Origin of the sequence: Chitinophaga polysaccharea, from assembly GCF_902150045.1 — a bacterium.
GTDB lineage: Bacteria > Bacteroidota > Bacteroidia > Chitinophagales > Chitinophagaceae > Chitinophaga > Chitinophaga polysaccharea_A.
In genome coordinates, this window is the sequence record NZ_CABFVU010000001.1 from 608120 (window position 1) to 629190 (window position 21071).

19 protein-coding genes are annotated in these 21071 nt (G+C 47.5%); 8 read left to right on the forward strand and 11 right to left on the reverse strand.

What is annotated here, in order from left to right:
• Positions 1-9 precede the first annotated feature (9 nt).
• The 3 genes from FN124_RS02485 to FN124_RS02495 form a co-directional block, all read right to left on the reverse strand.
• The gene (locus FN124_RS02485) at positions 10-534 is read right to left on the reverse strand and encodes a hypothetical protein (protein WP_142683206.1); all 525 of its coding nucleotides are present in this window, start codon (positions 532-534) and stop codon (positions 10-12) included.
• A 20-nt stretch (positions 535-554) separates the two neighbouring features.
• A complete protein-coding gene (locus FN124_RS02490; protein ID WP_142683207.1) occupies positions 555-866 on the reverse strand; it encodes a hypothetical protein in 312 nt (103 codons plus the stop codon).
• A gap of 143 nt (positions 867-1009) precedes the next feature.
• Positions 1010-2233 carry a DUF6807 domain-containing protein gene (locus FN124_RS02495; protein WP_142683208.1) on the reverse strand — a complete coding sequence of 408 codons (1224 nt, stop codon included), beginning with the start codon at positions 2231-2233 and terminating at the stop codon, positions 1010-1012.
• A 166-nt stretch (positions 2234-2399) separates the two neighbouring features.
• On the opposite strand from FN124_RS02495, the gene FN124_RS02500 reads away from it, so the two are divergent.
• Both FN124_RS02500 and FN124_RS02505 read left to right on the forward strand, forming a co-directional pair.
• Positions 2400-3935, forward strand: coding sequence for a C25 family cysteine peptidase (locus tag FN124_RS02500; RefSeq protein WP_142683209.1), 1536 nt, complete (start codon positions 2400-2402; stop codon positions 3933-3935).
• Positions 3916-4191, forward strand: coding sequence for a hypothetical protein (locus FN124_RS02505; protein ID WP_142683210.1), 276 nt, complete (start codon positions 3916-3918; stop codon positions 4189-4191). Before FN124_RS02500 ends, FN124_RS02505 begins: the two co-directional genes overlap by 20 nt.
• Here the strand turns inward: FN124_RS02505 and FN124_RS02510 are convergent.
• The 3 genes from FN124_RS02510 to dnaK all read right to left on the reverse strand — a co-directional run bounded on the left by FN124_RS02510 (position 4167) and on the right by dnaK (position 9978).
• The gene (locus FN124_RS02510) at positions 4167-5207 is read right to left on the reverse strand and encodes a dipeptide epimerase (RefSeq protein ID WP_142683211.1); all 1041 of its coding nucleotides are present in this window, start codon (positions 5205-5207) and stop codon (positions 4167-4169) included. The genes FN124_RS02505 and FN124_RS02510 overlap by 25 nt on opposite strands.
• A 59-nt stretch (positions 5208-5266) precedes the next feature.
• Entirely contained in the window at positions 5267-7873 is a 2607-nt protein-coding gene (locus tag FN124_RS02515) for a 4-alpha-glucanotransferase (RefSeq protein ID WP_142683212.1), read from the reverse strand.
• 197 nt (positions 7874-8070) lie between these two features.
• Complete coding sequence (dnaK, locus tag FN124_RS02520) at positions 8071-9978, reverse strand: molecular chaperone DnaK (RefSeq protein WP_142683213.1); 1908 nt, start codon at positions 9976-9978, stop codon at positions 8071-8073.
• A 262-nt stretch (positions 9979-10240) separates the two neighbouring features.
• Between dnaK and FN124_RS02525 the strand changes: the two genes are divergently transcribed.
• The 4 genes from FN124_RS02525 (at position 10241) to argS (ending at position 14938) form a co-directional block, all read left to right on the forward strand.
• Complete coding sequence (locus FN124_RS02525) at positions 10241-11605, forward strand: OmpA family protein (RefSeq protein ID WP_142683214.1); 1365 nt, start codon at positions 10241-10243, stop codon at positions 11603-11605.
• Positions 11606-11673: 68 nt separating this feature from the next.
• Positions 11674-12159 carry a GNAT family N-acetyltransferase gene (locus FN124_RS02530; RefSeq protein WP_142683215.1) on the forward strand — a complete coding sequence of 162 codons (486 nt, stop codon included), beginning with the start codon at positions 11674-11676 and terminating at the stop codon, positions 12157-12159.
• 81 nt (positions 12160-12240) lie between these two features.
• On the forward strand, positions 12241-12816 hold the full coding sequence (locus FN124_RS02535; RefSeq protein ID WP_142683216.1) for a porin family protein: 576 nt from the start codon (positions 12241-12243) through the stop codon (positions 12814-12816).
• A gap of 193 nt (positions 12817-13009) precedes the next feature.
• The gene (gene argS, locus FN124_RS02540; protein WP_142683217.1) at positions 13010-14938 is read left to right on the forward strand and encodes an arginine--tRNA ligase; all 1929 of its coding nucleotides are present in this window, start codon (positions 13010-13012) and stop codon (positions 14936-14938) included.
• Positions 14939-15124: 186 nt separating this feature from the next.
• On the opposite strand, the gene FN124_RS02545 is transcribed toward argS, so the two are convergent.
• From FN124_RS02545 to FN124_RS02565, 5 genes are all read right to left on the reverse strand, one after another.
• A complete protein-coding gene (locus FN124_RS02545; protein ID WP_142683218.1) occupies positions 15125-15475 on the reverse strand; it encodes a tetratricopeptide repeat protein in 351 nt (116 codons plus the stop codon).
• A 119-nt stretch (positions 15476-15594) separates the two neighbouring features.
• The gene (cdd, locus tag FN124_RS02550; protein WP_142683219.1) at positions 15595-16083 is read right to left on the reverse strand and encodes a cytidine deaminase; all 489 of its coding nucleotides are present in this window, start codon (positions 16081-16083) and stop codon (positions 15595-15597) included.
• A gap of 105 nt (positions 16084-16188) precedes the next feature.
• Positions 16189-17388 carry a signal peptidase I gene (gene lepB, locus FN124_RS02555; RefSeq protein WP_142683220.1) on the reverse strand — a complete coding sequence of 400 codons (1200 nt, stop codon included), beginning with the start codon at positions 17386-17388 and terminating at the stop codon, positions 16189-16191.
• 286 nt (positions 17389-17674) lie between these two features.
• Positions 17675-18322 (reverse strand): alpha/beta fold hydrolase, encoded by a 648-nt coding sequence (locus FN124_RS02560; protein ID WP_142683221.1) that lies wholly within the window; start codon positions 18320-18322, stop codon positions 17675-17677.
• Between the two features lie 12 nt (positions 18323-18334).
• On the reverse strand, positions 18335-19519 hold the full coding sequence (locus FN124_RS02565) for a sigma-54-dependent transcriptional regulator (protein WP_142683222.1): 1185 nt from the start codon (positions 19517-19519) through the stop codon (positions 18335-18337).
• Positions 19520-19621: 102 nt separating this feature from the next.
• Between FN124_RS02565 and FN124_RS02570 the strand changes: the two genes are divergently transcribed.
• Positions 19622-20170: a GrpB family protein gene (locus tag FN124_RS02570; RefSeq protein ID WP_142683223.1), complete on the forward strand. Its 549-nt coding sequence runs from the start codon at positions 19622-19624 to the stop codon at positions 20168-20170.
• Positions 20171-20257: 87 nt separating this feature from the next.
• The gene (locus FN124_RS02575) at positions 20258-21070 is read left to right on the forward strand and encodes a serine O-acetyltransferase (protein ID WP_142683224.1); all 813 of its coding nucleotides are present in this window, start codon (positions 20258-20260) and stop codon (positions 21068-21070) included.
• Position 21071 lies beyond the last annotated feature (1 nt).

Consider the following 21071-nt stretch of genomic DNA (forward strand, 5'->3'; position numbering starts at 1 on the left):
ATGATATTATCAGTTAGAAGACCAGTGGGCGGAAGTACCTCCTATGCTGATGACATAACCTGTAACAGGCTGACTGATGAACGCTTTAAACGGCTGTACATTTTCTGAAGACAAGGGCAACTTGAAAAAAGAACGGCTTTCTCCCAAACGTATATGCGCATATTCCATCGGGAATAACCGCACCCTGATGATCCGTAACGGCAAAGTAAGTTTATAATCCGTATAGGTATCAACGTTAGTCACAGCCTCTCCCCTTTCCAGCCGGTTTACAAAATCATTTATTTTTTCAGGACGTTTCCTGATCTGTGCAAACATGAAAAGATAGGGGATCAGCACGCCCACGGGCATAAACAGCAGTATGAAAAGCACCCCCGTAGGTGTTTCACTGTTCCTGCCTGCAAAAATACTGTAGCCTATAAGGCCAAAGAGCAGAATGGCAAATACCTCTGCGGTGATCAGCGCATGGATGGTTTGCTTCCTGTCTTTTTCATGGATCTCCAGCAGCTTTGATCTCAGCTCAGCAATGTTATTCATCGGATACGGTTTTGAAAAATTTACCTGGACCGCAGTTTTTTGTAATTACTGACAGCAAGATAGAATCCGGCCAGCGCTACTATTCCATATGCTGCCATCAGCGCCCAGACGCTTTCGCCTGTTACCTTATAGATCAGCATTTCAATTTTAGTGATACTGATAGTAGTGTCGCTAACGGCGTGGAATTGCCGGTAACGGTAAAAGATCAGTGCAATACCTGCTATACCGAGCAGCAGGCCAACAATAACGCCACCCCAGGAAGGAGGATCATCGTCATCTTCTTCCGGTTTATTTGGGTGCACTTCTTTCCCCGGTTCATTTAAATTGCTCATTTGGATGATGGTTAAGGGTTATTAATTAAATGCATGGCTGATCAATACTGCCGTTCACAGGGCTTCGTCGAGGTTAACCGAATTGAAACCGAATCATTCACTTTCACGAAAATAACTGAAAAAAAGATACCGTGCAAAATGCGTTATGGCATCACCACCACTTCCGGCGGATAAGCATAGTCCTGCCAGGCCGCTTCCGCTTCTTCTGCCGTGATATCATTATTGAAAACCATTACCCGGTACTTCAGCTGGTAGCGGGCGTCGGGGTATAATTGCCATGGTTTCATGCGGGTAGGCGTATAATTAAACATCAGTTCTCCACCTTCTGCATTTTCCGGCCAAACACGCAGGGGCTCCGGTGAATCAAAGTTATCAGGATAGTTCATGATCAGCATTCCTGCGTTTCCTTTAGGAGTGGCGCCTGATATTTTTACCCAGCGTGCGCGGGTACTGTCGGCATCCCTGCGTGTTTTGCCTTCAGAAGTAAGTACCTGGCTGGTCTTATCTGTAAAATCAGCGGTAGTTCTTAAACCGAAGCCTCCACCATAGCGGTATTGCAGCAAAGTAATGCCGGTAGGCGTGGCCGGGCTAAAGGAAGAAGTAAAATCCCACAGGCGGCGGGCACCATTATTGGTGGCAGGATAAGCCTGTACCAGCCATGTTTCATGAATAGCTGTTTTTTCGGTACCGTCTTTCAGCAGGGCAATATGATCCTGGCTGGCACTGAATCCGCACCATACATTCCCGGAAAATGTTTCCAGGCGACCGGCAAACCGTACTTTGCCTTCTTTCTTCTGCACATTCCAGAAATCTGTTTCACGGCCTTCAAAAAGGGTATGGGTCCAGGGATTCCAGATGCCCATATGATGCCGGTGCCCCGCATTCGGAAAGATGTTGGTAAGCACTACCCCGTTGGGCGCCCAGAGTGGATGTATAAATGCATTGCGGTTATATACGGTGTCTGCACCGGCGGGTGCATGCACCGTTTCGAAATTATACTGCAGCACCGGCTGGCCTGCCTGGGCCAGCAATACATGGCCGTTAGCACGGCGGGCAGTCATAACCGTATCTGTAGCGGATACTCCTTTGCGCAGTTCATATTTTCTTTCCGTACCGGCCGCTGTATTTCCTTTCAGGATCCAGCAAAGCTGCCCCGCGCGCTCAGTAACGGCAACGGGTATACGTTTATTACCGGTTACTTCCTCCAGCGTCACCGGGATGCCGGCAGAAGCCGGCACGCTTGTATATATCACGCTGTTATAACGGTTCAGCTTACCGGCTTTCACCGTAAAACGGGCAATTACCTGGGCATGAACACCGGAATAAATTAAAACAGACAGCAGCGATAACAGGTGGAATTTTTTCATAACGGCTTCAATACGTTTACCGAAAAATACGTTTTACTTTTTCAGTATGCAAATACCCTGCGCAGAGAAATACGAATATTGTTTAAAGGGCTGGTACTATATTATCCTTTAATTCAATATTTTTGAACGCTCAATCAGGATAAATATGCCAGCCCCACAAAAAAATATGCTGACAACAAAACTCATTATAACCAATAAATCTGCCCTTCAACAGAAATACGGCGATGCCCACCAGCAAATCCTGGATGATATCAACACATTACAGGCATTTGATAACGGGCGGCACCTGGATGCGCACGTTATTTTCCTGGATGATGCTGCGCAGATGCAGGCCTGCCAGTCGACCGCAGTGACGGAACCACTGGATGACGCGCAGAACAAAAAAGCAATAGATGAACTGTACCGTTTTTTTTCGCCGGGATACCTGCTGTTACTGGGATCGCAGGACATAGTTCCCTTTCAGCGGCTGAAGAACCTGTTGCCGGGTGATAATGACCCCGACACTTTTATTCCCAGCGATCTGCCTTATGCATGTGATACTCCTTATGACACGGATCCCGGTAAATTTATTTCACCTACCCGCGTAGTAGGCCGTTTGCCAGATATACCCGGCGTAGCGGATACTTCGTACCTGCATACACTGATCTCCAATATACTGGCAGCGGTGCCGTCTAAACAGGGTGATTACCTTCCCTATTTTTCCATGAGCACGTACGACTGGCAGAATTCCACGCAGAATACCCTGCAGAATATTTTTGGCAGCAACAGCAATCTCCTGATATTTCCCGGCAGCGACGCAACGCTGAATGGTACCAACTGGACTGCCGCACAGTTACAGGCAAAAACACATTTTATTAACTGTCACGGGGCTATCTATAACCCGGGGTTCTATGGCCAGAAATCCACCGAGTTTCCGTTGGCCATGAGATCTGATATACTGAAAGATAAAATCACCCACGGCACTATTGTGGCGGCTGAATGCTGCTATGGCGGCCAGTTGTTTGACCCCAAGAAAAACAGCGCCAAACGGATCAGCATGGCCAACAGTTACCTGCTGAACCATGCCCTGGCTTTTGTGGGTAGCTCCAATATTGCCTATGGCCCTCCAACCGGGCAGGGACTGGCAGATCTGCTCACACAATATTTCGTGATCAATGTACTGAACGGCGCCTCTACCGGCAGGGCCCTGCTGGAAGCCAGGCAGCGGTTCCTGAACGAAATGGGTCCCACGCTGGATCCCTATGAGCTTAAAACAGCCGCACAATTCTACCTGTTGGGCGACCCGTCATGGCAACCGGTGATCAACGACAAAGACCCCAGCAGTACCAGTGATGCACAACTTTTTGTAAATACCCTGCAAAACCGCCGTGATAACCTGGAAGCCAGGGGCAAAATGCTGGACGACTTTATTGCCGTTCCCCAGCCGTCGGACAGCGCGCATGCTAGCGATCCTGCATTGCACCACGCTATGCACCGGCTGCTGGATGAAAAAAACTTTACTGAAAAACGGGACCCAAAAGTATTTGTCAACAGGAAAAATAATCCCGTCGTAAAAGAAGATGTAAACGGCGCCATGCCATCTGTAAAATTTCACGTATTTTCGGAATCTGCAACCATTGGGGACTCGCCTTCTATGAAGGTGATAGTGGTGAAAGAAAAAAATAATCAAATACTGGGGTATCGTGAATATGTCAGCAGATAACAGCAACAGGGACAAAGACAGTCCCTTTATTACACTTACCGGGCGCCTGGTGCTCCGTACATTTGGCAAACACAGTAAAAGTGAACACCTGGGCGTATTCCTTGTTACAGATCAGGGAGATTACCTGATACGTCCTTCAGGAGCAAATCCTTTTATGCCTAATCCTTTGATGCCGCTGGCCGGCAAAACAATTGTGACCACCGGCTGTATTGAAGATTATGTTTTCCTGGCTCAAACCTGGAAGGAGGAAGAATGATCTTTATGTAATAGCTCAGCGCCTGTTCCCCACCGGTTGGCATATATGATACGCCCGTTTTCCATCCTGATGCCATCCGCAGTATCTTCCGCCAGCAGCAACGGCCCGTCCATATCCACATAATCCAGCAATGGCAGCAGATGCGCCACCGCAGAGGTACCCACCGTACTTTCATTCATGCTGCCCGTCATTACCTTCATGCCCATACGCTTTGCTTCTGCAATCATCCGCAGCGCCGGCGTAATGCCGCCGCACTTGGTGAGCTTGATATTGATGCCATGAAAATAGCCCTGGCATTGAGCTACATCCTGCTCTACAATACAACTTTCATCGGCAATAACCGGTAATACCACATTGTTGTACACCTGCTTCATCCCATCCTTATCAGCAGCGGGCATGGGCTGCTCTATAAATTCGACGCCCAGTTCTTTTAAGGCAATTGCATTACGCAGGGTTTCCTCCACTCCCCAGGCGCAATTGGCATCTACCCTGAAAACAGCAGTGGTATGCTTTCTCAGCTCCCTGATAATGGCAATATCTTCTTTGGTGCCCAATTTTATTTTATAAACAGGCCAGGGAAATTCCAGCAGTTTTTTCACCATATTCTCTATCGTATCAATCCCGATAGTATAATCGGTAAGCGGATTATGTGATATATCCAATCCCCATACTTCATAGAGCTTTTTTTGTTGTTGCCTGGCGTACAGGTCCCATGCTGCAATGTCGAGCGCGCAAAGTGCAAACATATTATCTTCCAGCAGCGGGTACATATCCTGCCAGAAGGCTGCCGGTGTGTGAAGGGTATAGCTCTCAATAAAAGAACGGTGCTGTTCAATGGCATCCATCAGCCTGGGCACCGTCATCTGGTAATAAGCGTTATCGGCGGTTTCCCCCAGCCCGCTCACGCCTTCCTGTTCCAGTTTTACTACCAGCAGGGGTTGCACATCTTTTGACTTCCGCGAAATAGTAAAGGTGTGTCTGAACTTCAGTTCAAAAGGATAAAGGGTGAGCTTCATTTTACTAACGGGTTCTTTCTGTGAAAATACAACGCATTTGTGAGATTGTTCTATGTGCACTACGCTAAAATCCGGGGAACACGGTAACGCCAGTAATGCGAGGCTACAGCGGGTATATTGATCCTTTCCGTATCGGGATGCCGGTTACTTTCCGGCGCTTCCGCAGCAAGCAGGTCCTGTACCTGGAAGATGCGCCACATGGCCGGCGAAGCCATATGCCTGCCGATAATTTCCCGGAGCAGTTCGGGGGTAGCTGTAGAAGGAACAGGCCCGGAGTGCCCGAGTTGTTGCAGGTAATATTTCCGGGAAACGGATATATTCTCTTTCCACCATCCTCTCAATGTGCTCATGTCGTGCGTGGAAGGGGTTAAAACAGACAGATAAGGCACCTTTGAGATATCAGTAAAGAGTTTGTTCCCTGATTTAGGCATGCGCTCAATTTCCAGGCTTAAAATGCCCAGTGCCTGCATTACACCCGGTACACAGGCGGGCACCATGCCGAGGTCTTCCCCACAGATGAGCATTTGAGTAGCTCTTTTTATCAGTGGCAGTTTATAAAGCGCTTCCCTGCGCCAGCAGCTTTCCTGCCATGTATAAAAATAATCATGGTACAGCGCCTGCAATTGTTCCCTGCTGTGGGCATCCAGGGCGGCAAATGAACGGGTAGCCGTCATATCATAGCGGGGGTGATACACCGTTCCGCCAGGACCGGTTATCTTTATAAACAATACATCCGCTATCAGGTTACAGAGGATCTTTTTTATCTCTTCAGGCAATGCCGATTCCATTACCTTCCGCTGTGTGCTGTACTCAGGCAATAGCTGATAACGGCCATCCGGTAAGGGATGCATCAGTTGTTCCTTCATCATGCCGGCGTAGTTGCCAAACAGCTCATCCAGGACAGCGCCTGTTATATAGGGCAGGCAATACCGGCTCTCATCAAAGCTGATCTCCCGGCGGCGTATCTCTTCCCGGCTCACCGGCACAGCCGGATGGAAATATCCCAGTATGCCCTGGGTGGCATCGAGGGGGATTTGCCAGATACGGAAGAAACCAAGGATATGATCAATACGGAAGGCATCAAAATAAACCGACAGGTGACGAAGACGTTGCTGCCACCATGCCAACCCGTCTTCTGCCATACGTTTCCAGTCGTAAGTGGGAAATCCCCAGTTCTGGCCTTCGCTGGTGAAGCCATCCGGCGGTGCGCCTGCCTGCATATCCAGGTGATAATGCCCGGGGTTCATCCAGGTATCTGCACTATAACGGGCCACGCCTATGGGAATATCGCCCTTCAGGGCTACGTTGCAATCATGTACAGCGGTTCTGGCAGCGGCCAGTTGCCGGTGGAGATGATACTGTACAAAGAAATGATAATGCGCTGCACAACTGGCTTCTTCATCGGTAGTTACTAATCGCTTCACTGCCGTGTAGTCATATACGTTATATGCCGGCCAGCGGCTGAAATCTCCTGTTCTGTAACGGTTACGCAGAAAACAATAGGCTGCGTAAGGCAGCAGCCAATGTTCATTAACAGCAAACCACTGCTGGTAACCGGGTGTTTGTAACTGGTGTTTTTCTACTTCATACAGTTCCTGCAGGTAGGCCAGCTTAAACGACATTACTTCTTCATAATCGATGAATTCTTTTTCGTTGAGCCATTGCCGTAACCGGTTAAATTGTTTCTGCAGCGGATGATGTGCTGGCAGCGTACCTATCTCCTGTAAGCGGATGTACTGCGGATGCAGGGCGAAAGAAGAGATAGCGGCATATGGATAGGAATCTTTCCAGGTGCCGGTTTGCGTGGTATCATTCACCGGTAGCAGCTGTATCAGTTGCAGCCCTTTATGTTGTGCCCAGCGAGCCAATGCGGGCAGGTCTGCAAATTCGCCGGTACCAAAACCTTCTGCGCTGCGCAGGCTGAATACGGGAACGGCCACACCGGCGCCTTTCCAGGGAGCCTGTGCCACCCGTAAAAACCCGTCGTGTAAAATTACCTGCCGTCCTGGTACGGCGGCGGTATGCAGCTCACGGTTACTGCCGGTTTCAAACTCAATGAACTGCTGCCGCTGTAGATCATAGATGCCGTATTTATAATACAGCGGCGCGGTTTCCCCGGAAAGGTCCAGCGCTATGGAAAACCAGCCCTGTGCATCATACTGCAGCAGTAGCGGATTACTGGTATCCCAATTGCCTATCAACTGGTTACTACCCAGCAGGCAAACGGTTTTGCCGGCATCTAACAGGGGCGCCTGTACACGGAATATATGCGTGGCCGTTAGTAGCGGCGCTACAGCAGTGGCAGGTCGTTTATAAAAAACGCGGGAAAATGGAGCTGTTAACCAGGCGTTTTCCGGGCGGGAGGCATCGTTCCAGGCATCTATGAAAACAATATCTTGTTGTTCCCCCGGAGTGAAAACAAATTCCCTTACTGCGCCTTCGTACATCACTTTGTCTCCTTCTTTCAGAAGGTATTGGTATCGCAATATAAAAGGGGAGCCAGCGGCCAACCGGATCTCTGCATACCACCAGGATGAATTTCCCCATTGCATACGGCAGGCGTGCCGGGGTATATCATTACCCAGAGCAGGTAAGTTACCGAGCAGGTACAGATCCTGCCCGTAGTAGGTATAATAATGAAGATAAAATCTTACGATGTAACTCATCTGATCCTGGCTATGCCGGACCAAAGTAAGGAAAAAACGCGACGCGGGTAGCGTCTGATGCGGATTTGTCTGACTCAGGCAACACCCGCATCAGGCAAAAAAAAGGAGATAGAAGCGAATAAACGCCTCTATCTCCCTTTAAATATTATAAAATTCAAAAAATAAAAATCAGTGAGTCAGACAAAATCTGTGCTGTGTTATTTTACTTCTTCGAATTCTGCGTCGGTAACTCCGTCGTTTCCACCACCCTGGGGTTGGCCCTGTTGCTGACCGCTGTTAGGCTGACCACCTTCCGGCTGACCCTGGGAAGCTTTGTACAGTTCTTCAGATGCAGCGGTCCAGGCAGCTTCCAGTTCTGCGGTAGCAGTATCCAGTTGAGCGCTGTCCTGTGATTTATGCGCTTCTCTCAGCTTTTCAAGTGCTGCTTCGATAGTAGCCTTTTTATCAGCAGGCAGTTTGTCGCCGTATTCTTTCACCTGTTTTTCGGTTTGGAATATCAGGCTGTCTGCTTTATTGAGCTTTTCGATCTTTTCGCGTTGTTCCCTGTCTGAAGATTCATTGGCTTTTGCTTCGGCTTTCATCTTTTCGATTTCTTCCTTGCTCAAACCGCTACCAGCTTCAATTTTGATGTTCTGGGTTTTTCCGGTGCCTTTATCCTTTGCAGTTACGTGCAGGATACCGTTGGCGTCAATATCGAAAGTTACTTCGATCTGTGGAACGCCACGCGGAGCAGGAGGAATATCGCCCAGAATAAAGCGGCCCAGTGTTCTGTTCTGGTTAGCCATTGGCCTTTCACCCTGCAGTACATTGATTTCCACGCTAGGCTGGCTATCTGCTGCAGTAGAGAAGGTTTCTGATTTCTTAGTAGGGATGGTGGTATTGGATTCGATGAGTTTGGTCATTACACCACCCATTGTTTCGATACCCAGTGACAGCGGAGTAACGTCCAGTAACAGTACATCTTTCACTTCACCGGTGAGTACACCACCCTGGATAGCGGCACCTACAGCCACCACTTCATCCGGGTTAACACCTTTATTGGGTTTTTTACCGAAGAATTTTTCAACTACTTCCTGGATCTTTGGAATACGGGTAGAACCACCTACCAGTATAATTTCATCAATTTCAGAAGTGTTCAAACCGGCATCTTTCAATGCTTTGCGGCAAGGTTCCAGTGTTCTTTCCACCAGGCTGTCGCTCAGCTGCTCAAATTTAGCACGGGTCAGTTTTTTCACTAAGTGTTTGGGAACTCCGTCCACTGCAGTGATATAAGGAAGATTGATTTCAGTTTCCTGAGAAGAAGATAACTCGATCTTTGCTTTTTCAGCAGCTTCTTTTAAACGCTGCCATGACATTGGGTCTTTGTGTAAATCTACTGCTTCATCTTTTTTGAATTCATCAGCCAGCCAATCCATGATCACTTTATCGAAGTCGTCACCACCGAGGTGTGTATCACCGTTGGTAGATTTTACTTCAAATACGCCATCACCTAATTCCAGGATGGAGATATCGAAGGTACCACCACCGAGGTCAAATACAGCGATTTTGCTGTCGCTATGCTTTTTATCCATACCATAAGCCAGTGCAGCAGCAGTAGGCTCGTTAATGATACGGCGAACAGCAAGACCGGCAATCTCACCGGCTTCTTTGGTAGCCTGACGTTGTGCATCATTAAAGTAAGCAGGAACGGTAATTACCGCTTCAGTTACTTCCTGGCCTAAGTAGTCTTCAGCCGTTTTCTTCATTTTCTGCAGGATCATTGCTGAAATTTCCTGCGGAGTATATAATCTGCCGTCTATATCGATTCTTGTGGTATTGTTGTCCCCTTTTACCACTTTATATGTAACATGGCTCACCTCACTGGCTACTTCGTCAAAATGACGGCCCATGAAACGCTTCACTGACATAATTGTGTTTACGGGGTTGGTAATAGCCTGACGCTTTGCGGGGTCACCTACTTTCCTTTCTCCGTTCTTTAAAAACGCCACTACAGATGGGGTTGTTCTCCTTCCCTCATCATTGGCAATCACTACCGGTTCGTTACCTTCCATTACGGCAACGCATGAATTGGTAGTTCCTAAGTCAATGCCTATTATTTTTCCCATAGTATTAAAGATTATCCTTTAGTTGTAAGTATTTTCGTGTTTGTCGTTGGTTTGTCAATGATTATGCCAAGCAAAAAAATATGAAATTATGTCAGTCAGGTACCCTATATTTGGGTGCAGATCACAGTTATGTTGTTGGTAAACATACCCTTTACTAAATAACTGGTCATTTAAATGTTCATAACCTCGCCTGCCTTAGCTATTTTATTCCTAACCTGTTGTTTTAACTATTATACAAATTGTGTAACCTAACGTTATTCTTATGAACAAATCCATTTTATGGAGGGCTGCGTGCCTTTTACTAGCAACCACCCCTATGCTGAGCCAGGCTCAGGATCAACCTTCTGTTTCTGCAGCCATGCCTACGGCCAAATTATTCAGCGGACCCAGTGACTACAAAACATGGTCGATCGGTATAAATGGCGGTGCATTGGCACCCGTAGCAGCTACCGGTGGCAGCAATGACTTTACTAAATGGAAAGGATCATTCGGATACGGCGCCTATGTAAAGTACCAGATCCTCCACTTCCTGGCCCTGCGGGCAGACTATGTAGGAGGAAAACTACAGGCCGACAACAGTAAGGAGCTCGGTAATGGCTCCCTTCCCAACAGGCCGTATAAGTCGTACGAAACAAAGCTGAACTGGTCCGGTACCTTAAATGCGGTGTTTAATATCACTACCATCAACTGGTTATCCCGGGAGAACTTCGTACAGCTGTATGCCTCTGTGGGCGGTGGATTGGCAGGCTATAAGCCAACCGTAACCAGGAACGACAACACCAGTTTTGCCTATAAAGCGGATGATAAAGCCATCAAAGAACTGATCATCCCCGTGGGCGCCGGCCTTAAGTTCAGATTGTCGGAGTTCGTCAACCTTGACCTCGGCTACACCATGTATTACACCGATGCGGACAACCTCGACGGCTACAACTATGGCCCCAACAAGGATAAGTACTCCTATGGCTATGCAGGTCTGGAGTTTGCTCTTGGAAAGAAAGGCAAAAAACAGCTGCAGTGGTCTAATCCTGCCAAAGTGATGTACGACGAACTGGAAGCCCAGAAAGCCTCACTGGCGGCTTCCCTGGATGCTGCCAACCAGAACAATGCCAGGTTGACGGCCGATGTGGATAAGCTGACAAAAGACGCCGACGGCGACGGTGTTTCCGACTTCTTCGATAAATGCCCGGGCACACCTGCCAATACCAAAGTAGACGGTTCCGGTTGCCCGCTGCCGGTACCAGAGCCACCAAAAGTAGAAGAGAAAGTGGTGATTACAGAAGAAGATAACCGCATTGTAAGGGAAGCCATCCAGAACCTGGAATTTGATTTCGCCAAAGCCAGTATCAAGCCCAGCTCTTACGCAGCGCTCGACCGGGTGGCAGAACTGTTAAAACGCAAAAACCTCAACCTGAAGCTCGCCGGCCATACAGACAACGTAGGCAGCAAAACGCGGAACCTGGCCCTGTCAAGGGAAAGAGCCGAATCCGTGAAAGCTTACCTGGTGGGCAAAGGCGTGAATGCCTCTAAGATTGAAGCCGTAGGTTATGGCATGACACAACCTATTGCCAGCAATAAAACCGCCGCAGGAAGGCAGAAAAACAGAAGAGTAGAATTCACTATATTCTAACCCGCTTACTGATTAAAGATCATAGGGATTTTTTGATGTAAAAATCAAAAAATCCCTATTTTCATTTTATGGAACCATACCTTATCAGAACGATAGTACCGGCAGACGATCCCGCCATTGCACACATCGTAAAAACCACGCTCACGGAATTCGGCATGAATAAAGCTGGTACCGCGTTTTCAGATCCCACCACCGATCACCTTTCCCAGCTGTTTGATATTCCCCGCGCAGAATACTATGTGGCACTGGCCAATGGCAGGATCATCGGCGGTGCAGGCATCCACCCGCTGGATGGCGGAGAAGCACATATATGCGAGCTGCAGAAGATGTACCTCCTGCCCGAAGCCAGGGGCAAAGGGCTGGCAGGCAAACTGATCACCATGTGCCTGGATTATGCTAAACAAAACGGCTATACGCAATGCTACCTGGAAACTGCGCCAGAACTGGCCAGGGCCAGGAAGGTATATGAGCAGTTTGGATTCAGGTACCTGTCAGGTCCCATGGGAGCCACCGGCCATTTTGGCTGTGACAGCTGGATGATGAAGGATTTATAATTTTCCGCAACCGGTGGAGTTTTATTCCTCTTTGTAAAACGGCATACTTCTTGCCCGCTGGGGCCTACAAAATAACATATCATGAAAAAACTTATTCTGTCTGGCGTATTAGCCATCGGAACTATGCTGGCAGTACAAGCACAAAATGTAAAATTCGGTGTTAAAGGCGGTTTGAACATTTCCAAACTAACGGATACCGACGGTTCCAAAGCCCTTGCAGGCTTTCACGCAGGGGGACTTGTAAATATCGGGCTGGGCAAGACCTGGGCCATCCAACCGGAACTTGTATATTCTACCCAGGGCACCAAAGCAGAAAGAAGTGTATTGTGGTTAACCTCGTCCAATACCGTAAAGGTTAATTACATCAATGTTCCCGTAATGGTACAGTATTCCATTGTACCGGAATTTTACCTGGAAGCAGGTCCGCAGGTAGGCTTTCTCACCGCGGCCAAAGTAAAGTCCGGTGATGTAACTGTAGATATCAAGGATAATATGCAGTCGGTCGATTTTGGACTGGGCTTCGGTTTTGGCTATAAGTTCGATATGGGGCTCGGTGTAAGCGGCAGGTATAATTTTGGCCTGACCAAGGTATATGACTCCGACCAGGTAGACAGTAAAAATTCTGTAGCACAGGTAGGCGTGTTTTTTACTTTTTAATGCGGGAACAAAATATTCCGGATCAGCGAAGAGGCTGTATCATAACTAACTTAATGGGCGTGAGAATCGCAAATACGAAAATTTTCTCCACCCGGTACCCGAGTAAAATCGGATAAAAGTTATTTATGATACAGCCTCTTCGCTGCTTTCGGCTAATTAACTATCTTTGCCCCTCGCATTAATCATTTTCAGCATGAGTGTTGTACAATCCATCAGAACGGCTGCCGTGGCCGCCATTAATTCACTTTACAATCAGCAGTTAACAGTAGCGGATATTGCTATTAACACTACCAAGCCTGAATTCGAAGGTGAGTATACCATTGTGGTTTTCTCTTTTACAAAATTCAGCCGGCAAAAACCGGAAGAAACTGCACAGCGTATCGGAGAATACCTGACTGCCCACTACCCGGAACTGATTGCGCGATTCAACGTAGTAAAAGGCTTCCTGAACCTGAGTATCAATGATGCTTACTGGACGGAATTCCTTAAGCAACATTACAGTGATGTAAACATTGGTATACAGCCTGCCAATGGCAAAAGGATTATGGTAGAATATTCATCTCCCAATACCAACAAACCCTTACACCTCGGCCACCTGCGTAATAATTTCCTGGGATATTCCATTGCTGAGATCATGAAAGCCAATGGCTACGAGGTAATCAAAGCCAACCTGGTAAATGACCGCGGTATTCATATCTGTAAGTCCATGCTCGCCTGGCAAATGTTTGCACATGGCGATACCCCGCAATCGACCGGTATTAAAGGCGATCACCTGGTGGGCGACTACTATGTGAAGTTTGAATCCGTGGTGAAAGAGCAGGCCGAAATTATTATTGACCGGGTACTGGAAAATGACTTCCGTGATTTCGACAGCGCAGAAACCGAAAAGCTGGAGAAGCTGGTTACCGCCCTGCACAAGCCTGAAGTAAAAGAGGATAAGGAAAAAACAGGCAAAATTATGGACGACATCAAAGAGATGTCGCGCAATAAAACAGAGATCATGCAGCAGGCGAAGATCATGCTGCAGCAATGGGAAGCCGGCAATCCTGAAGTAAGGGAACTGTGGGCCACCATGAATAGCTGGGTATATGAAGGTTTTAATGAAACCTACAAACGCCTGGGTATTGATTTCGACCAGATGTATTATGAGAGCGAAACCTATCTCCTGGGTAAAAACCTGGTGGCAGAAGGTTTGGAGAAGGGCGTGTTATTTAAAAAAGAAGATAATTCGGTGTGGATCGATCTGACCGCCGACGGATTGGATCAGAAATTACTGCTCCGTGGCGATGGCACCTCTGTATATATGACGCAGGACCTTGGCACCGCGCGTTTGAAATATGAGCAGTATCACATGGACCAGAGCGTATATGTAGTGGCCGATGAACAGAACTATCACTTCAAAGTGCTCCAGCTGATCATGGAGAAGCTGGGAGAACCTTCTGCCAAAGGCATTCACCACCTCAGCTATGGCATGGTGGAATTACCGCATGGCCGGATGAAAAGCCGGGAAGGTACCGTGGTAGATGCAGATGATATGATCACGGAAATGATCACTACAGCTGAAAATCAAACCAAAGAACAGGGCAAAAACCTGGAAACTTTCTCTGAAGAAGAGCTGCGTGAATTATATGAAACAGTTGGTCTTGGTGGTCTGAAATTTTTCCTGCTGCGGGTGGATCCTAAAAAGAAAATGATCTTCAACCCTGAAGAATCCATCAATCTGCATGGATTTACGGCTACATTTATCCAATACGCGCATGCACGTATTAAATCAATTATAAAGGATGCGGGCGTTGTGGAAAACTTAGCGGCATACAAACATGAGGGAGATTTATTACCACTGGAAAAAGAACTGATCATCCTGAATGAGCAGTTCCCGGGAGTGCTGGCAGAAGCTTACCGTGAATTCAGTCCTTCTGTTATTGCTAACTACATCTTCCAGCTGGCGCAGGTATTTAATTCGTTCTATGCAGAAAAAGTTGATGGCGTATATACCTATTCTGTAATGAGGGCCACTTCAGAAGAAAAGAAGAAACTGCGTTTACAAATTATTATGCTCACAGCGCATACCATTGCCCAGGGCATGAAATTACTGGGCATAAGAGTACCGGAAAGAATGTAATCATTATTCAACTGATAAAAAGAAAAAGGAAGGCGCAATGCCTTCCTTTTCTTTTCCATTAAAACGCTGCAGCCCTTACGGGTTGCAGCGTTAGCAACTTACAGCCGCCGTGGCCGAAGTTGCCGAAGAAAATACCACAGTAAGCAGCGCAGCGAAAAAGGAGCTTGCCTATCCTTTATGCGCCGTTTAAAATCCCTCTACACTGTGGCAAATATTTTTATCCTGTTGTTCTCCAATCATGATAGCTTCATCGCAAAGGCGTTCCCCCTTCTCCTGCTCACCCGCACCCATATACGATTTTCCGAGCATAAACATAGCAAAAGCGTTGGTAGGTTGCAAGTGTAAAACTTTTTTCCATTGCACTATTGCCCGTTTAAAAAGTTTTTTTTCATACAAGTCGTGTGCCAGATGCTGATAACGGTTCACTGTTTTCAAGGTATCCTTAACAACGTATAGGCCTGTACGATAGTTAACAACTATTGCTTCCTTTTTATCAAAGTAACAGGCCGCCGGTTCACTATACACAGCAGTAAGCAATACTATACAACATATACTAACTGACAGCTGACAGGGTTTCATAGGTCGCAGCACCCAAAGGGCGCCGGACAAATATATAAATAATATTATTTAAATTAAAACTTATTAACATGTAATAATTACAGTCCCAGTTCATCGCCACTAAAGGACAGCGGCAACAGGTCGTTGGCCCGGCTGATCACGTATATCCTGCCGCTTAATCCTCCCATGATCACCCGGATAGGGCTGTCCTGTTTCCGTTCGTACTCCGACAGGGTTTGCCTGCATATGCCACAGGGAGATATGGGATGTGTACTTTCACCGTTGAGGTTATTGCAACTGACTGCAATGGTATCAATATCGATATTAGGGTACATAGAAGCCGCGGATGCAAGGGCTACCCGCTCTGCGCACAGCCCTATAGGATAAGAAGCGTTTTCCTGGTTGGAGCCGGCAATGATTTCGCCGTTGGCCAGCCGGATCACTGCGCCCACCTGGAAACGGGAATAAGGTGCGTAAGCATTGGCCGTTACCTCTCTTGCTTCCTTCAGGAGCCAGGCATCTGCGTCTGAAAGACCGCTAAGATCATTGTATACTTCGTATTCAATATGCAGCAATTGTTTTTCCATAACAACAGTTGAAGGATTTTCGTACGCCCGTTGCCGGGGTAAGACAACGACGGACCGGCATATTGCCGGTCCGTAATTTACTTCAAATTATATTTCCTGCCGTACTTACTTAATATTTCTGAAGATACGGCTCCAGCGGATACCGCCTTCTCCGTAGCTCATCCAGATCAGCCAGGCTTTACCCACCACATGGTCTTCCGGCACAAAGCCCCAGAAACGGGAGTCAAGGGAATTGTTACGGTTATCCCCCATCATCCAATAATAGTTCATTTTAAAAGTGTAGCTGTCTGCAGGCTGACCATTAATGATAAACTTACCGTCTTTTCTCTCCAGGGTATTTCCTTCATACACCCGGATCACGCGATCGTACAGGGCAATATTGCTTTCATCCAGCTTAACGGTAACGCCTTTCTTCGGAATATATAACGGGCCGAAGTTTTCTTCTGTCCATTTGAAATGTGCGGTGTCGTGCGGGAAAACATTATTGTAGTTGAAGTCCGTAAAATCAGACTCCTGGTATATTTTAATATCTTTTACGATCGGCTTGAACTGTTCCAATGCGGTTACATTGGCGGGGGTGAGGTTGTAAATATATTTATTGGCATCCAGCTGGTAGAAATCAGGGCCGGAAGTAGCGATGCCCAGGTCTTCCAAACGGCTGCTGTTCAGCTGATCGCCGGTGGTTTCCACCACGTATTTGTGCTGGCTGCCCGGGGGAACCGGCGCTGCCTGGCCGTTCACGTATACTGCGCCTTTAACGATCCGGATGGTATCGCCGGCTTCGGCCATGCAACGTTTAATATAGTTTTCCCTTTTATCTACAGGGCGTTGAATGATCTTGTAAGAGTTTTGAACCGACTGCCAGCCAAACTGCCGTACCATGCCATAATAGCTGGGATCCGGTGAATCAATGGCTACGGTATCTCCTTCAGGGAAGTTAAATACTACTACATCATACCGCTTGATCTCTGAAAAACCCGGCAGGCGCCTGTATTTCCACTTTACCGCCTCAGAATAGGCTTTGGCAGATTTGGTGAAAGGCAGGGTATGATGTACAAAAGGTACTGCCAGCGGAGTCATTGGGATACGTGGTCCGTAACTGATCTTGCTCACAAACAGGAAGTCGTTCACAAGTAAGGTCTTTTCCATTGAAGGTGTCGGGATCGTATAGGCCTCAAAAATAAAGGTGCGGATAAGCGTGGCTGCAATAATAGCGAAGATCGCAGCGTCTAACCATTCTCTAACCGCAGATTTCTTTTTCTTAGGCTGACTGTCTTTGTTTTTTTTCCAAAATGCCAGGTTCATTCAGTTACGCTTATTAGATGCTTAAAAAGGCAAATATAATATTCTGTTGTCAGCCTGTTGCTATAAGGCTACAAAAGTTTTCTTAAAAATAGATTAAAAGATTGTTTATTATAATTTTTAAGTATATGGTGTACCTATTGATGAATTGCCTATTACGACTTCTTCCGCTTTGGAAGTTAAGATCCTTTTATCAGGCCCGCAGACATAGCAGCTTACTACTCCGCTTCCGGAGAAAGTAAACATCATTAAAAACCTGGAAGAATTACTTGTGTTGGGCTGATCCTGTTCAGAGCACTTCTTCCAGGATACGGTTGATGGCTGCTGAACGGTTCAGTACCATAAAATGGCCGCCATCGGGGATCACATGTGTAGGTTGCAGATACTTAACGGGGAAAGGCATATCAAGGGCGCCGTGGATATGTACCAAACCTTCCGGCACCTCTTCGTTTTCCCAGTGCAGGATGGCATTTACCGCCCAGCGTGTGTAGGCATAGTCGCGTTTTGCCAGGTATTCATTTACCAGCATACGCTCTTCCGGTGTTTCGATATTGAGGAATTTCCTGACAATGATATTTCGCCGCTGGTACAGCAGGCTGTCAGGTAATTTGTGTAACCTGAGCTTTTTTACCCAGTTATAGTAGGGAGGTTTTTCCGAGCTCCGTTTAATGCTGGAAAGAAGGATGTTCTTTTCCACGGGAATGTGCCGGGCTATTTCCAGGCTCATTATACCGCCAAAGGAAACACCTATCAGTGTAACCGTCCCATCAGCCGTAATATTGCGGGCCATGCGGGCCGCATAACGGCTGATGGGCTCATCCGGCAATGGAGCGATCCAATGCAGGTGATGCACCTGGTAACCGGCGGGAAAACGCAGGTTGTTGAAAATGCGCTCATCCGCACCCAGTCCACTGATCAGATACAGGTGTTTTTGCATATTGTTAGCCGGTTAAGAGCTTACTTTCCTTTTGTCGCGGGCAGGCACCACGAAATCATCCACATCTTCCGCGGTAATGGTTTTACCGGAAAGGATCACCAGTCTTTCCACCACGTTCCTCAGCTCACGGATATTACCGGTCCAGTTATGGCTCTGTAAAGCCTTCATTGCCTCTTTATCTGCCACTTTGCGGGAAATGCCATATTCACTGCAAACGCTGTCCAGGAAGCTATCTACCAGCAAAGGTATATCATCCCGGCGATCGTTCAGGGAAGGCACGTGGATCAGGATCACGCTCAAACGGTGATAGAGATCCAGGCGGAAATTCTTGTTTTCTACTTCCTGGAGCAGGTCTTTATTGGTAGCGGCTACTACCCTTACATCCACGCTGATTTCTTTATCGCCGCCCACGCGGGTGATCTTTCCTTCCTGTAAGGCGCGCAGCACTTTTGCCTGGGCGCTGAGGCTCATATCGCCGATTTCATCCAGGAAAAGGGTGCCACCGCTGGCCTGCTCAAATTTTCCGATCCTTTGTTTTACGGCAGATGTAAAAGAGCCTTTCTCATGGCCGAACAGTTCACTTTCAATGAGCTCACCGGGAATGGCAGCGCAGTTCACTTCCACCATAGGTCCGCCAGCGCGGTTACTGCGCTCATGCAGCCACCTGGCCACCAGTTCTTTACCTACCCCGTTTTCACCAGTAACCAGCACTCTTGCATCGGTGGGAGCTACTTTTTCTATTGTTTCCCTGATCTTGAGGATCGGGGCTGATTGTCCTATCATTTCCGGCACCTTGTTCACCTTGCGGCGCAGGGTTTTGGTTTCGGTTACCAGGGTAGACTTATCCATCGCATTACGCAGGGTAATGAGCAAGCGGTTCAGATCCGGCGGCTTGGAGATATAATCATAAGCGCCTTTTTTCACCGCTTCTACCGCCGTGTCGATATTACCGTGGCCGGACACCATGATAATAGGAATGTCCCCGTTCACCTCGCGGGCTTTCTCAAGGAATTCCAGTCCGTCCATTTTAGGCATTTTGATGTCGCAAAGAACGGCATCATATGACTTTGCCTGGAACATTTTAAATCCTTCCATTCCATCCGCAGCCTCATCTATCTTGTAACCTTCATAGGTTAAAATTTCCGTGAGTGTTTTACGGATACTTTTTTCGTCGTCTATTATTAAAATGTTAGCCATAATCAGTTTTATTTTGTACGACCGGCGATACCCGCCTTTTATACAACGGGCAAAAATAAAGATTAATCCCTTAAAATTGCATTATATCAGGGATCATTTAACATGTCGGAAACAATTGAAATATTACCATACAGCCCACGCTGGCCGGAAGAGTTCCGGGAAATAGCCAGGGAGCTGGAAGAAGCGGCAGGAGTATATGCACTGGCCATTGACCACATTGGTTCTACAAGCGTTCCGGGATTAGCTGCAAAAGACGTGATTGATGTACAGTTAACAGTGGCCTCACTGGATGCGCCCCTGCAGCCTGCACTGGAGCTGCTGGGATATGAGCGTAAATTACATTTGAAAGATCACCGCCCCCCTGGCAGGGATGACCTGGCTGAGGATGAACTGGAAAAACATTTCTACTTTAAGAAAAACAGACGAGTGAACCTTCATATACGGGTAGCAGGAAAATTTAACCAGCGTTATCCTTTGCTGTGCCGCGATTACCTGCGCACGCATCCACATGCCGCGCAGGCATATGGAGTGGTGAAACAGCAGCTGGCAAAGTATTTTCCAAACAATGCAGATGCTTATTATGATATCAAAGATCCTGTATTCGATATACTCATGGAAGGCGCCTATATATGGGCAGATAAGAAGGCTTGAATATTAGTAAACAGTCTACTACCTTTACAGGATTAATGCGTAATTTCAGTAACTATTAAAGTGCCATACCTGTAATTCGATCCGCATATGAATGATTTTCTGGAAGAGTTGAAGCGGCGGCACCAGCTGGCAGCGGCAAACGCTTATCCTGCCACAGGTGCAGTAGATGAATTTGTAAGCCACCTGCTGAACTGGTTATTCCCCGAACATACCGGTCAGGTGATTGCCGACCCCTTGGCGCTGGAGCGCTTTGGCCATGAGCTGGAAGCGCAGCTGCAGCAATTACTGCAATCAATGGAAAACCAGCTGCCTGCAGATGCTGCAGGCCTGAGCCGGGATTTTATGAATAAAGTGCCGGTGATATATGATGAGCTGACAAAAGATGCCTCGGCTATATACCAGGGCGATCCGGCGGCATCCTGTTTATACGAGGTAATCCGCGCCTACCCGGGGTTTTATGCCATTGCCTTTTACCGCATTGCGCATGCCCTGTACCAGCTGAAGATCCCCGTATTGCCAAGAATGATCACCGAACTGGCACATTCCCGTACGGGAGTGGATATTCACCCGGGCGCTGTTATTGCACCGTGGTGTTGCATAGACCATGGTACCGGTATTGTGATCGGTGAAACCACCGTGATAGGGCCGCATGTAAAACTGTACCAGGGCGTAACACTGGGTGCGCTGAGCATAGAAAAAAGCATGGCGCGCAGCAAGCGCCATCCTACTATAGAGGAACATGTAGTGATTTACGCCGGCGCCACAATTCTTGGCGGGGATACGGTGATAGGCCATCATAGCGTAATAGGCGGGAACGTGTGGCTGATTAAAAGTGTGGAGCCTTTCTCCCGGATCTATTACAAAGCAGAACATAAATTTTCAGATACAAACCAGGACTAGT